A 12,616-nucleotide genomic window follows, 5' to 3' on the forward strand; every position below is an offset into this window, starting at 1 on the left:
ACTATCGCGTCCGGAAGGCCGATCGATCCGGACGCGGCATGCCAGAGAATGTCGGCATGGATTCCCCCTTGATCCTTTCCAGCCTGCCTTTCGCTCTGGGCGTCGTCATGCTGGGGCTGGGCCTCAGCCTGACCGTGGAGGACTTCCGGCGGGTGGGCCAGCATCCCCGGGCGGTGGCGGTCGCGTTGCTGTGCCAGATCGTGCTGCTGCCCGCGGTCTGCTTCGGCCTGGTGCTCGCCTTCGGGCTCCCGCCGGCGCTGGCGCTGGGGTTGATACTGGTCGCGGCGTCGCCGGGCGGCCCCACCGCCAACCTGTACAGCCACCTGTTCGGTGGCCGCGTCGCGCTCAGCATCACCCTGACCGCGACCAACTCGGTCCTGGTGGTGGTCACCCTGCCGATCGTGGTGAACCTCTCGGCCGGGTACTTCCTGGCCGACGGGGCCACGCTGGGGCTCCAGTTCGGCAAGATCCTTCAGGTCTTCCTGATCGTGCTGTTCCCGGTCCTGATCGGGATGCTCGTACGGGCGTGGGCACCGCGGTTGGCACGGCACCTCGACCGCCCGGTCAAGGTGCTGTCGGTCCTGGTCCTCGTCACTGTCATCAGCGCCGTGCTGTACGGGGAGCGGGAGAACCTCGCCGACTACTTCGTCGCGGTCGGGCTGGCCGTGCTGGCCTTCAACCTGGTGAGCCTGGCGGTCGGCTACGGCGTGCCGCGCCTGGCGGGCGTCGAGCATCGCTCGGCCATCGCGGCCGGGTTCGAGATCGGCATCCACAACACCGCCTTCGCCATCACGGTCGCGCTGAGCCCGGCATTGCTGAACAACGCCGAGATGGCCATCCCCGGCGCGGTGTACGGCATCGTCATGTTCTTCACGGCGGCCGGGTTCGGCTGGTTGATCACCCGCCGAGCTCAGCCCGGCTCGACCCGGTCAGAGCCCGCCGAGGAACTTGTCGGCTCGGCCGGCGAATAGGAAGGACTCGCGTTCGGCGGACAGCCGGCGGGCCTTCTCGGCGGCTGCCCGTACGACCTCGACGGGTTCGCCGCGAGCGTGCAGCAGGCGCGCCCGCAGCAGCAGGACGAGCCCTTCGGCATACCGCTGGCCGTAGGCGTCGAGCGCGTGGTCCGCGTGGTCGAGGGCGGCTGCCGCCTTGTCCGGCATCCCGGCGGCCAGCCACATGTCCGCTATCAACGCGTAGTGGTACGCGACGCCCCACCGCGGCGGGTCCACCAGTGACCCGGCGAGGAGCTGTTCGGCCTCCGTCGTGACGCCGACCGGCTCCTCGCCGGTCAGGGCACGGGCCCAGTACCAGTTCAGCCGTACGTAGATCTCCTGCTGGACGGCGGCGCGGCCGGTGCCCACGGCCATCCACCGCTCGATCGTGCGCATCACCCAGCCCGCGTCACCGGCCATCGAGGCGATGATGGTGATGTAGTAGGCCCAGGTCGCCACCGCGTAGGGGTCGTCGGGCCCGTTCCATTCGTCGATCATGGACCCGGCTGTCTCGGCGTCACCGTGCATTGCGGTCAGCACGGCGTGCCAGCCGGGCCACTCGCCGGAGACGTCGCGCCGGATCGGGGTCTCGCTGTGCGAGGAGACGACGCCCTCGAGAAGGGCGCGGTTGTTGGCGTTGAAGCACCGGTACGCCTCGCCGATGTTGCCGATGTCCCACTGGTGCAGGCCCCAGGCCTGCCTGCCGTACACCTGGACGACCGGGTCCGGGGACGCCTCGCCCTGGTCGCGCAGGCGGCGGACCAGCCGTTCGCGGTCCCACTCCAGGAAGGTGTAGGCCCCGAACAGGCGGGCGAACAGCAGGCCGGCGGCGTCGACGTCCCGGCCGAGCTGGCGGGCCAGGAGTTCGGCACGCTCCAGCAGGTCGAACGTCGTCCCGCCGAACCCGGCCTGCCGGCGCGGAGCGATCGCCAGCAGCGACAGGGCGGACAGTTCGAGCTCCGGAAGCCCGGCCGTCCGCGCGATCTGGGCGGCCGCTTCCAGGTGGCGATCGGCGGCGGCGAACGCGAGCTTGGTCGCGGCGCGACGGCCGGCCCGCTTGAGCGCCTCCACCGTGCGGACCGGATCGGCCAGCGGGCCGGCCGCCCACAGGTGGAAGGCGAGGCGTTCGGTGATCGACTCGTCGTCCGCCGGGCTCTGCTCCAGCGCGTCCGCGATGCGCAGGTGCTGCCGGACGGACTGCTGACGCGCCGCGGTCTCGGTGACCGACTCGCGGACGATGTCGTGCGCGAAGCGCCACGAGAACGGATCCTCCGGCCGCGTTTCGAGCAGGCCGAGGGCATGCAGCGGCTGGAGGCGTTCGAGGCAGTCGGCGACGGCGACGCCGGCGGCGCGGGCGAGCAGGCCGAGGTCGACGTCGCGTCCGATGAGCGCGGCCAACCGCAGCAGGTCGCGAACGCTGTCGTCGAGGCCCGCCATCCGGTCCCGTACGACGTCACGCACCGTGGACGGCACCCCGGCGCGGGCCGAGGTGTCGCCGTCACCGAACGCGCCACGGTCGCTCAGCAGCCGCGACAGCTCACGGACGAAGAACGGATTGCCGGCCGTACGGGCGTGGATGCCGCGGGCTGTCTCCACGCCCGGCGCCTGCCCGGTCTCGCGGCGGATCAGTTCGGCCACGTCGGTGAGGCTGAGCGGGCCGAGCTGGATCCTGCGGTGGCTGGGCAGGCGGCTGGCGGCGGCCAATACCCGGGAGAGGTCGGAGCCGGGTGTGGGCGCACGGTCGCGCAGCGCGCCTATGATCGCGGTCCCGTTCGGCAGCCGGGCAGCCAGGTGGCCGAAAAGCTGAAGCGAGGCGGCATCTGCCCACTGAAGATCGTCTATGACGAGCAGCAGCGGCCGTTCCGTCGCCGCCTGACCGATGACGGTGACGATCTGCTCGAACAGCCGGAACTGGGCGCGCCCGCCGGCGGCGGGCGGCGCGCCGTCGTCGCCCCGGGACTCCAGCAGGCCACCGACCTCGCCGGCGAGCCACTTCTCGCGGGCAGGCGCGGGCAGGCTGTCGATGACGACGGTGAGCGCCTGCTCCCACGGCCACATCGACGGCGTTCCGTCGCCTTCCAGGCAGGAGGCCCAGACGGCCAGCACACCGCGCTGGTCCGCCGCGGCGGCGGCCTCCTGCAGCAGGCGCGTCTTGCCCGCACCCGGTTCGCCTTCGACGATGCCGAGCCCGGTCCGGCCGGCGAGCGCCTCCTCGACGGCCTGCCGGAGCACGCCGAGTTCCTCACTTCGGCCGACAAGTCCGGCCGCCTGCGTGGCCCGCACCCGGTCGCCGTCGTCGCCCGTACCCGGTCCGCGCGCACCGCCGCCCAACGCACCGGCCGATGCGGGCGGCATCGAGCTCTGCGTCAACGCTCGCAGGTGCGCGGCCTGCAGCGCCGGGCCGGGGTCGATGCCCAGCTCCTCGGCGAGGCGGTCACGGACCGTGTGAAACGCCGACAGCCCCTCCGCCTGCCGCCCGGCGGCGCTGAGGGCGGTGATGAGGTTGGCCTGCAATGGTTCGTGGAAACTCGCCGTCGACGCGGCCAGCTGCAACGCTGGGATCACCCGGTCCGGCCGGCCGAACGCCACGGCGAGTTCGGCCGCCGCCGCACAGGCGGCATAGAACTCGTCGTCGAGGGCGGCCAGGACCGAGGCCGGGGCCGGCCCGGAGAACAGGCCGTCCCCGGCACGGCCCTGCCAGAGGCTGAGCGCTTCGACGTAGTGATCGAGCGCCGCTGCGCGGTCCTGCCCGGCCAGCGCGCCGCGAGCGGCTTCCAGGCGCTTGCGGAACGTGACCAGGTCGAGGTCGAGGGTGCCGGGGCCGACGCTGAACACGTACGCGTTGCCGCGCCGGTGCAGGTATGTCCCGGCTTCCCGGGCGGGCAGCGCGGGTTCGAGCAGCCGCCGCAACGCCCCGATGTACTTCTGGATGACGTTGAGCGCGCTGGCGGGCACGTCCGCTTCCCAGATCAGGTCGATCAGCTCCGTGGTGCTGACGGGACGGCCCACGCGAGCCAGCAGCAGCGTCAACAGCTGCGCCTGCTGCCGGGGACCGGGGTCCAGCTCGACGCCGTCACACCACACCCGCAACGGCCCGAGGATCTGCAGGCGCAGCGAACCGGCGCCAGCCGGCCGATCATCGCCGCTGCGCCGAACAGGACGGGCTGGCCCAGCCATGTCTGTCGACTCCCCGGGTGGACATAACACATGGAGCCGCTGGCGATCTTGCCGGACCGCAGCGTGCGCAAAGTTTAACCGCGCGTGTCTGTCGCGCAGGAGGTGGGCCATATCGCGTCGACGCCCCGCGGCCGATCCTCGCGGCCGGCGCCTTCGCCACTGCCTGTAGCCGCTTGCTGTACGGCTACTGAACGACGCGGCGCGCCGGTTCGGAAGCGGCTTCAGAAACGATTCCGTAGGCGTCAAGTACGCCGAATTAGCCTGTGCCAATGACATTGAAGAATGGCCATGCCGCTAGCAAGCTGGGCCTACGGATCCACCTTCTCTCCTTCGTGGTCGGCATCCTTATCCAGGTGGTGTTGTGGGGGCTGCTCACGCCGAACCTGTTCTTCTGGCCCCTGTGGTCGGTGCTGGCCTGGGGCATCGGGCTGGTGTTCCACGTCCGCGCCGTACGTAAATCCGCCGCCCAGCCCCCCTGGCACTGAGCCTTTGCGCGAAGGGAGGGGCTTGGCCATGCCAACCCGCGTCAACCCGCAGAGCGCCGACCTGTCGTCGTATTCCGACCTCGTAGTGGTCTACCTGGGAATGCGCGTCAACCGGCGGTACGGCCTCCGCACACTGCTGGGCCACGGTCCCCGCATCGGCAGATCCGCGACCGATCAGCCGGATGGGCTGCTGGCGCACGAGTCGATGGTGTGGTCGCTGTCCCCCATGCACGTCGGCATGTGCCAGTACTGGCGTGACCTGCCCTCGCTGCTGGCCTGGACCCGCTCCAGACCGCACCGTTCGTGGTGGCGCAACTTCCTGCGCGACAGCGGCGGCACGGACTTCTGGCACGAGACCTACCGCATGGGGGGCGGCATGGAGGCGATGTTCGACGACGTCGCCAAACCTCGGGGCTTCGCGCGGTTCGCTCCGGTGCATCCGGCGCAAGGTCCCATGTTCGGCTCGGCCACGCGGGCCGGCCGACCCGAGAACGTGGCACCTGTCCTCAGCGTGGAGGAGCTGTACGCCACGGCATAGGTGACTGACGCGACGAATGCACGATCTCAGTCCTGTTGCGGGCTCACCTGGTGCCGGCGCCCGGCCGGGTGGCGTCGCGAGTCGCCAGGTGGGCGGGGGGAGGTCGAGCGGGTGCCGGCGATCCGGCACCCGCTCGACCGGTGTCAGTTGAGCAGTGTCACGACGGGGAAGGCGCCGCTCGACCCCGGCAGGCGGTCGGTGGTGTTGTTCTTGATGTAGCCGAGGCGGAACTGGGCTCCAGGGGCGAGGCCCACGCTCGCCAGGGGCACGGCGGCTTCGATGACGGTGTCGTTGCGGACGAACGTCATCGCGCCCAGCGGGGTCCAGGACCAGCCGCTGCCGCCGTGGTCGTACAGGTTGGCGTTCTCCAGCATGTAGTCCCCGCCGGACGGGTTGGTCCAGCCGGCGGCGTTGTATCCGGTGCCGGTGTTGTTGTCGGTGTTCAGGAAGAACTGGCCGAGCACGTTCAGGCCGGTGCCCTTGACGCACAGGTAGAGCGTGGTGCCGTTGTTGGTCACCGACACCGACTGCACGCCGGTGCCGCCGGACAGCACCGGCGTCACGCTCGCCCAGTCCCCGGCCGACCCGTCCACGGTGATCGCCGGGTAGCCGCCGCCGGACGACGCCGTGGTGAACGTGCCGTTGGGGCTGTTGGCGGTGCCACCGGAGGACACGGAACGAACCCGGAACTGGTACGCCGTACCCGGCGCCAGCCCCGACAACGTCACCGAGTGGCTGGTCGCATTGCTCGCCCCGGTCGCGGTCGAGCCGTAGGCCGTCGACGTGCCGTACTCGACGACCGACGACGACGCCACGTCCGTCGCCCACGTGACCGTCGCACCGGTGCTGGTCACGTTCGCGTACTGGACGTTGCTGATCACCGGCGCGCCGCCCCCGCCGCCGGAACCGTTGAGCAGGGTCACCACGGGGAACGTGCCGCTCGCGGCCGGGAGCCGGTCGGTGGCGGAGTTGTTCTTCAGGTAGCCCAGCCGCAGTGGCGACCCCGGGCTCAGGCCCAGTGTCGACAGCGGGATCGCCGCCTCGACCACGGTGTCGTTGCGGACGAACGTGACCGCGCCCAGCGACGTCCAGGCCCAGCCGCCGCCCGCGTGGCGGTACAGGTTGCCGTTCTCCAGCATGTAGTCCGCGCCCGACGGGTTGTTCCAGCCGGTGGCGGTGTACCCGGTGCCGGTGTTGTTGTCGGTGTTCAGGAAGAACTGGCCGAACACGTTGAGCCCGGTCCCCCTGGTGAGCAGGTAGAGGTTGGTGGCGTTGTTGGCCACCGACACCGACTGCACGGTCGTGCTGCCGGTCATCGCGGGCGTGACGCTCCCCCAGTCGCCGGCCGACCCGTCCACGGTGATCGCCGGATACGAGCCGCCGGACGGGGCCGTGGTGAAGGTGCCGTTGGGGCTGTTCGTCGTGCCACCGGCCGAGACCGACCGCACCCGGAACTGGTACGCCGTACCCGGCGCCAGCCCCGACAACGTCACCGAGTGACCGGTCACGTTGCTCGCCCCGGTCGCGGTCGAGCCGTAGGCCGTCGACGTGCCGTATTCGACCACCGACGACGAAGCCACGTCAGTGGTCCAGGTGACCGTCGCACCGGTGCTGGTCACGTTCGCGTACTGCACGTTCGAGATCACCGGCGGCTGGGCCGGCGGTGGGGAGGACGGCGGCGGCGAAGAAGGCGACGGCTGGGGGCCGGAGCCCGGCACGGTGAACTTCACCGACGAGCCGCCGAAGTTGGCGACCCGCAGCCAGGTCCACACCTCGGTGCCCGCCATCGAGGCCGGGAACACGTAGTCGCGGTCGAACTCGAACTCGGCCCGGGTGCCGGACTGCACCACCCGCACCGGCCAGCCGCGGTTGGTCGGCGCGCTGGGGCTGCTGAACTTGAACACGTCGCCCTGCCCCGCCCCGGCGTGTGGCAGCAGGTACGCCTGGTTCAGGTTCTCCAGGTAGAGCCGCGAGTCCGGCGAGGTCGGCCAGGACGGCTGCCACCCGCTCGGCCCGTCCTTGTCGTAGTCGAAATAGATCATCTCCTGGGCGAGGCTGATCGTCTGCTTCGCCTCGACCATCATGAAGAACCGGTTGCCGACGAACTTCACGTACACCTTGGTGATGCCCTTGGCGTTCGCGCCCGCCGGATCACTGAAGATCGGCGTCTCGGCCGACCACTCCCCCACGGTCCCGTCGGCCACGAAACCGCCGTAGAGATCCGTCGGGTGCGCCCCGGCCTGGCTGGGCGCGGCCCGCCCCTGCGCGTCGAGCCAGTTCTTCGCGTCGTCGTACACGGCGGAGTTGAAGTGGTTCGCGCCGGAGACGTCGTAGCCGAGGTAGCCGGAGTTGACGACGACCTCGTTCATCCACTTCTGGGTGCTCGCGGCGGGCACCCGGAAGTCGATGATCGCGACGTTGAAGCCGTCGGCCTGATCGGCCTGCGCGTTGACGTACTCCTTCCAGAACCCGCCGAAGTTGTCGCGACTTCGGTAGGCCGGCGAGGCCGGGTTCGTGTTCCAGTTGGCCTCGAAGCCGGGGCTGGTGTCGTAGAAGCCCGGGATGTACGTGTTGTAGTACCAGGACTCGGTCACGAAGATGTTGATCGCGTGCCGGTAGCGGGCGGCGAACTGCGAGGTGCCCTCGTCGGGGTTGAAGTACCAGTAGCCCCGGTTCGAGGCGACGACCTTGCTCGGGTCCACCGCCTTGATCTTCTCCACCAGGTCGACCATGCCGCCCGCGGTGAAGCCGAAGTTGCCGCGCGGCCCCCACGAGATGCCCGGCCCCGCGCCGCCGACCGGGTCCGGGGTGTCCACGGTGTCGAGGAAGACCCCGTCGTAGTCGCCGTCGTGCACGATCTTGTCGACCTGGTACGTGACGAACTTCTGCCATGCCGGGTCGCCGCCGTTGATGTAGCCGCCGCCGTAGGTCGGGTTGACGTCTACGGTGCCGTCGCCGTCCTTCCAGTAGCCGCCGTACAGGTAGCGGCTGTCGTTGACCCAGGTGCCCTGCTGGTCGAGATACCAGGGCATGACGCCGCTGTTGCGCCAGGTCAGCCGGTTGCCCCAGGAGGAGTAGTTCGCGCCGATCGAGGTGCCGGCGTAGTTGGCGTAGCCGTCGGCGTAGGTGCCGTCCGGGGCCGCGCCGCCCTCGACGTTGAGGTAGGAGCCGGCCGAGCTGTAGTTCCACGGGTTCGGGCCGTGCAGCGGACCCGACGGGCCGCCGTAGCCCGCCGGGAGCAGGCCCAGGTCGATGCCCTTCTGGACGGTCATGTGGCCGCTGTGCCCGGGGATGATCGTCGGCAGCATCTCACCGACCGACAGGTAGCCGAGCACGATCGCGTCGTCGGCGCTGCCGAGCACCCCGTCGACGCCGCGTTTGATCTCCTGGACCTGCGCGGAGGTGACCGACTCGAAGTAGAAGTGGTCGGCGGTCACGTTCAGCACGCGCAGGGTCGGCTCCAGGACGACCAGGTCGTACGCCTTGAGCTGGTTGACTTTCGCCTGGTCGAGCGCGCCGTACCAGAACGCGGTGCGGCTGTTCGCGCCCAGCGTGGGAACCTTGCCGTAGAACGGGGTCCGGCCGATCTCGAAGCCGGCCGCGGCCGCCGGGGCCGCCGTGAGGGCGACGATCCCGGCGGTCAGCGCGGTGGCGGCGGCCAGCGCCCCGGCCAGCAGCCTGGCCCGGACTCGGCGGGCCGGTGTTGCGGTGCGGTGCGGATGAGCTTTGTCGTTCATGGCACCTCGCCTCTGTTGAAGTGGATCAGCTGACGGTGATCACTGCGGTGTAGATCTCCGGCGAGCTGCCGGAGCCGTGGAACACGACCCGGTGCGGTCCGACCGGCACGCCACCGAGCACGTCGGCGGGCACCCGCCAGACGTAGCGGTCGTCGTCGCTGGAGATCAGCGGGCTCGGCCCGTCGACCGGGGCCCAGCTCCAGCCGGTGCCGGTGTGGCGGTAGAACCAGGCGTTCTCGATGAGCAGGTCCGCCCCGATGCCCGCGGTCGCGAAACCGGTGGACGCGTCGTTGTCGACGTCGATGAACAGGTGGTGGAAGTCGAACGGCAGGTTGTACTGCGCCTGGTAGGTCACGTCGGCGGTGCCGATGGTCCCGGACATCTCCGTGATCGGATCGCCCGAAGGCGCCGTCGTGCTCACGGCGAGCGGCCCGGCTGCGGCCGAGCGGTTCCCGCTGCTGTCACGAGCGAAGACCGTGAAGGTGTACGCCGTGCCCGGCTCCAGCCCGCTGACCGGCACCGTGACCGCCGTGCCCTGGGTGACCAGCCACGACGGCAGCGAGAGCAGCGGCTGCCCGTCAACCTCGACGTCGTAGCTCGCGAGGTCCGGCTCGGCCGACGCGGTCCAGCCCAGCCGCACGCTGGCGACCTTGGTCTCGGCGGCGTGCAGCCCGGCGGGCGCGGCGGGAGCAGCCGCGTCGGCGCGGCCCGTGGTCAGCGTCAGCGCACGGCTCGGCGCGGAGGCGTTGCCGGCCGCGTCGTACGCGGTGACCGTGACCCGGTAGGTCGTCGCCGGGTCGAGGCCGTGCAGCGTCGCGACCGGCAGCGCGCTCGTCGAACCGGTCACCCGCACCCCGTCGACGTGCACGTCGTAGCCGGTGACCCGGCCGTGCGGGTCGGCGGCGGGCAGCCACGCGACGACCGCTTCAGTGGATCCGGTCCGGACCGGGAACGGCGTGCCGACGGTACGCGGCGCGGCAGTGTCACCGCCGCCCGCCGACGCCGACGACAACTGCTGCGTCCAGTAGTCCTGCGGCGGCAGCGAGTCCCACGGGTTGGCCAGCACGTCCGGGGTGACGTACAGGTAGCCGGCGTTGCGCTGCTTGCTCAGCGCTACCGCGTTCGCGAGCTGCGTCGTGGTGTCGGTGGCGTGCACCAGGTGCCACAGCTTGCGCGGGTCGAGCGCCCGGTGCCAGGCGGGGGCCTGCCAGCCGAGGTAGGTCTGGTAGGTGCCCTCGAAGGTGAGGATCACGTCGGCGGCGTCGGCGTAGCAGGGCTCGGTGTCGATCCCCGGGTTGATCACGGTGAACGCGCCGGTGTGCGCCTTCTTGGTGTGCCGGTCGAGCATCCGGTACGTGTCGATGTAGGCGTCCTGCGGGCCGCAGACGTTCTGCACCTCGTCGAAGAAGATCCCGCCGAGGCCGTCCGCGCCGTAGAGGCGGTACCAGGTGGCCACGTCCTGCTGGACCTGTGCCGCCCAGGCGGCCGGGGTGGTCTCGTTGAGCCTGGTGGCGCGGCCGGTGCTGCCGAGGTAGCCGGTGGCGACGTAGCCGAGCACCCGTACCCCCCCGGCTTTGGCGGCGGTGATGGCGGCGGCGTAGTTGGGGTCGCGGGTCTTGCCGGGCCCGGAGAACGGGTTCGCGACCGCGATCCCGACGCCGGGGGCGTTCAGCTGCTGCCAGAGGGCGGCCCCGTCGCCGCCCGGGTAGAAGTAGGCGGGCACCGCGAGTTGCTGGGCGATGCCGGCGGGCGGGTTGCCGGTGGCCTGCGCGGGGGTCGCGGCGGAGGCGGCGGTGAGCAGTGTGACGAGTACGGCCGCCGCCCGAAGGTGCAGGCGTCCGCGGCCATGCCGGTGCAGCATGGTCGTGTCTCCGATCTGGGGTATGGGTTCAGCCCTTGTTGCCGCTGAAGGCGATGCCTTGGATGAAGTGGCGCTGCATCACGGTGAACAGCACGATGACGGGCAGCGAGGCGAGCAGGGACCCGGCCATGAGCACCGGGTAGTCGGTCTGGAACTGGCCCTGCAGCGAGGCCAGGCCCGCCGACAGGGTCATCTTCTCCGGGTCGGTGTTGACGATCAGGGGCCAGAACAGGTCGTTCCAGGACCACAGCACGGTCAGGATGCCCAGGGCGAGCAGGCCGGGTTTGGCCAGCGGGAGCATGACCGACCAGTAGATGCGCAGCGGGCCGGCGCCGTCGAGGCGGGCGGCCTCGTCGAGTTCCTTGGGCAGGCCGAGGAAGAACTGCCGGAGCAGGAACACGCCGAACGCGGAGAACAGGCCGGGCACGATGAGCGCGGTGAGGCTGTTGAGCCAGCCCAGGTCGGCCATGATCTCGTACTGGGGGATGACGAACAGGGGCGGCGGCACCATCAGCACCGACAGGAAGACGCCGAACAGCAGGCCGCGGCCGGGGAAGCGCAGCCGTGCGAACGCGTACGCGGCCATGGAGCAGAACAGCAGCTGCCCGGCGGTGCGGGCGGCGGTCATCAGCACCGTGTTGACGATCTGGTCGCCGAAGGGCAGCAGCCCGAACACGTCGCCGTAGTTGGACCAGCGCCAGTCGGGCGCGATGGTGGGCGGCACCTTCGTGGCGTTGGTGAGGGTCTTCAGCGAGGTCAGGAACTGCCACAGGAACGGGCCGACCATGACCGCCGCGCCGATGAGCAGCGTGACGTGGGTGGCCGTGCGGCCGGCGCGCCGCGGGGACTCAGCCATAGTGCACCCACCGTTTCTGCAGCCGGAACTGGATCGCCGTGAGGATCACGATGAGCACCAGCAGCGCCATCACGATCGCGGCGGCGTAGCCCCGGTCGTTGGTGTAGAACGCCTTGTCGTAGAACAGGTGCACGACGGTCTGGATGCGCGGGAAGGCCGGGTTGGCGCGGGCCGCCTGGCCGCTGCCGCCCATCACGTACACCAGGTCGAACAGTTGCAGGGAGCCGATGACCGACAGCACCGACACGAAGAACAGCGACGGCGACAGCAGCGGCAGCGTGATCCGGCGGAACTGAGCCAGCGCCCCGGCCCCGTCGATCGAGGCGGCCTCGTAGTACTCGCGCGGGATCGACTGCATGCCGGCCAGGAAGATGACGATGTTGTAGCCGAGGCTGGTCCAGATCCCGACGGCGACCATCGCGTACAGCGCGGTGGCCGGGTCGGCGATCCAGTGCGGGCCCTCGACGCCGACCAGCGACAGCAGGTAGTTGATCAGGCCGAAGTCGCCGTTGTAGAGCCAGCGCCAGACCATCGCCACGGCCACCGGCATGGTGACCACGGGCAGGAAGAACAGCGCCCGGTACGCCGACACCCCGCGCAGTCTCGGCCGGTTGAGCAGCGCCGCGAACAGCACCGCGAGCGGGATGCCGAGCAGGCCGAGCACGGTGTACGTCACCGTGTTGCGCAGCGCGGTCAGCACCTCGTCGTCGGCGGCCAGGGTGCGGTAGTTGTCCAGCCCGACCCACTCGTGCCCGCCGAACGGGCCCCACTCGGTGAAGGAGAAGTACCCGGTCTGCACCACCGGCCACAGGTAGAACACGGCCAGGCCCAGCCCGGTCGGCGCGATGAGCAGGTACGCCCAGGCGGCTTCGGCTCCCCGGTGCCGCCACCGGCGTCGCCGCCGGGCGGGCACCGGGGCGGGCACCGCGGTGCGGACGTCGTCCGCGGTGCCCGTCACGGTTGCTGTCAT

The 12,616-nt window shown here is 70.6% G+C and carries 8 protein-coding genes; 3 read left to right on the top strand and 5 right to left on the bottom strand.

The annotated features are described in order from the left end of the window. Positions 1–56 precede the first annotated feature (56 nt). The gene (locus Cco03nite_RS19110; RefSeq protein WP_203693497.1) at positions 57–971 is read left to right on the top strand and encodes a bile acid:sodium symporter family protein; all 915 of its coding nucleotides are present in this window, start codon (positions 57–59) and stop codon (positions 969–971) included. Here Cco03nite_RS19110 and Cco03nite_RS19115 read toward each other — a convergent pair. Then, complete coding sequence (locus Cco03nite_RS19115) at positions 930–4,169, bottom strand: ATP-binding protein (protein WP_203693498.1); 3,240 nt, start codon at positions 4,167–4,169, stop codon at positions 930–932. The genes Cco03nite_RS19110 and Cco03nite_RS19115 overlap by 42 nt on opposite strands. 269 nt (positions 4,170–4,438) lie before the next feature. On the opposite strand from Cco03nite_RS19115, the gene Cco03nite_RS19120 reads away from it, so the two are divergent. Both Cco03nite_RS19120 and Cco03nite_RS19125 read left to right on the top strand, forming a co-directional pair. After that, positions 4,439–4,654: a 2TM domain-containing protein gene (locus Cco03nite_RS19120; RefSeq protein WP_203693499.1), complete on the top strand. Its 216-nt coding sequence runs from the start codon at positions 4,439–4,441 to the stop codon at positions 4,652–4,654. A 28-nt stretch (positions 4,655–4,682) separates the two neighbouring features. Further along, positions 4,683–5,192 (top strand): monooxygenase family protein, encoded by a 510-nt coding sequence (locus Cco03nite_RS19125; protein ID WP_203693500.1) that lies wholly within the window; start codon positions 4,683–4,685, stop codon positions 5,190–5,192. Positions 5,193–5,335: 143 nt separating this feature from the next. Here Cco03nite_RS19125 and Cco03nite_RS19130 read toward each other — a convergent pair whose 3' ends face one another. The 4 genes from Cco03nite_RS19130 to Cco03nite_RS19145 are packed head-to-tail and all read right to left on the bottom strand — an operon-like array spanning position 5,336 to position 12,616. Continuing rightward, positions 5,336–8,929, bottom strand: coding sequence for a fibronectin type III domain-containing protein (locus tag Cco03nite_RS19130; RefSeq protein ID WP_203693501.1), 3,594 nt, complete (start codon positions 8,927–8,929; stop codon positions 5,336–5,338). A gap of 25 nt (positions 8,930–8,954) precedes the next feature. Further along, positions 8,955–10,790: a spherulation-specific family 4 protein gene (locus Cco03nite_RS19135; RefSeq protein WP_203693502.1), complete on the bottom strand. Its 1,836-nt coding sequence runs from the start codon at positions 10,788–10,790 to the stop codon at positions 8,955–8,957. Positions 10,791–10,818: 28 nt separating this feature from the next. Beyond that, the gene (locus Cco03nite_RS19140; RefSeq protein ID WP_203693503.1) at positions 10,819–11,646 is read right to left on the bottom strand and encodes a carbohydrate ABC transporter permease; all 828 of its coding nucleotides are present in this window, start codon (positions 11,644–11,646) and stop codon (positions 10,819–10,821) included. Continuing rightward, a complete protein-coding gene (locus tag Cco03nite_RS19145; RefSeq protein WP_203693504.1) occupies positions 11,639–12,616 on the bottom strand; it encodes a carbohydrate ABC transporter permease in 978 nt (325 codons plus the stop codon). The genes Cco03nite_RS19140 and Cco03nite_RS19145 overlap by 8 nt, the downstream gene beginning before the upstream one ends.

This window comes from Catellatospora coxensis (assembly GCF_016862635.1).
GTDB classification, from domain to species: domain Bacteria; phylum Actinomycetota; class Actinomycetes; order Mycobacteriales; family Micromonosporaceae; genus Catellatospora; species Catellatospora coxensis.

What these genes read in the sequence shown, in the direction of transcription:
- Cco03nite_RS19110 (WP_203693497.1), top strand. Translation starts at nt 57, where the DNA reads ATGGATTCCCCCTTGATCCTTTCCAGCCTGCCTTTCGCTCTGGGCGTC.
- Cco03nite_RS19115 (WP_203693498.1), bottom strand. Translation starts at nt 4,169, where the DNA reads ATGGCTGGGCCAGCCCGTCCTGTTCGGCGCAGCGGCGATGATCGGCCG.
- Cco03nite_RS19120 (WP_203693499.1), top strand. Translation starts at nt 4,439, where the DNA reads ATGACATTGAAGAATGGCCATGCCGCTAGCAAGCTGGGCCTACGGATC.
- Cco03nite_RS19125 (WP_203693500.1), top strand. Translation starts at nt 4,683, where the DNA reads ATGCCAACCCGCGTCAACCCGCAGAGCGCCGACCTGTCGTCGTATTCC.
- Cco03nite_RS19130 (WP_203693501.1), bottom strand. Translation starts at nt 8,929, where the DNA reads ATGAACGACAAAGCTCATCCGCACCGCACCGCAACACCGGCCCGCCGA.
- Cco03nite_RS19135 (WP_203693502.1), bottom strand. Translation starts at nt 10,790, where the DNA reads ATGCTGCACCGGCATGGCCGCGGACGCCTGCACCTTCGGGCGGCGGCC.
- Cco03nite_RS19140 (WP_203693503.1), bottom strand. Translation starts at nt 11,646, where the DNA reads ATGGCTGAGTCCCCGCGGCGCGCCGGCCGCACGGCCACCCACGTCACG.
- Cco03nite_RS19145 (WP_203693504.1), bottom strand. Translation starts at nt 12,616, where the DNA reads ATGACAGCAACCGTGACGGGCACCGCGGACGACGTCCGCACCGCGGTG.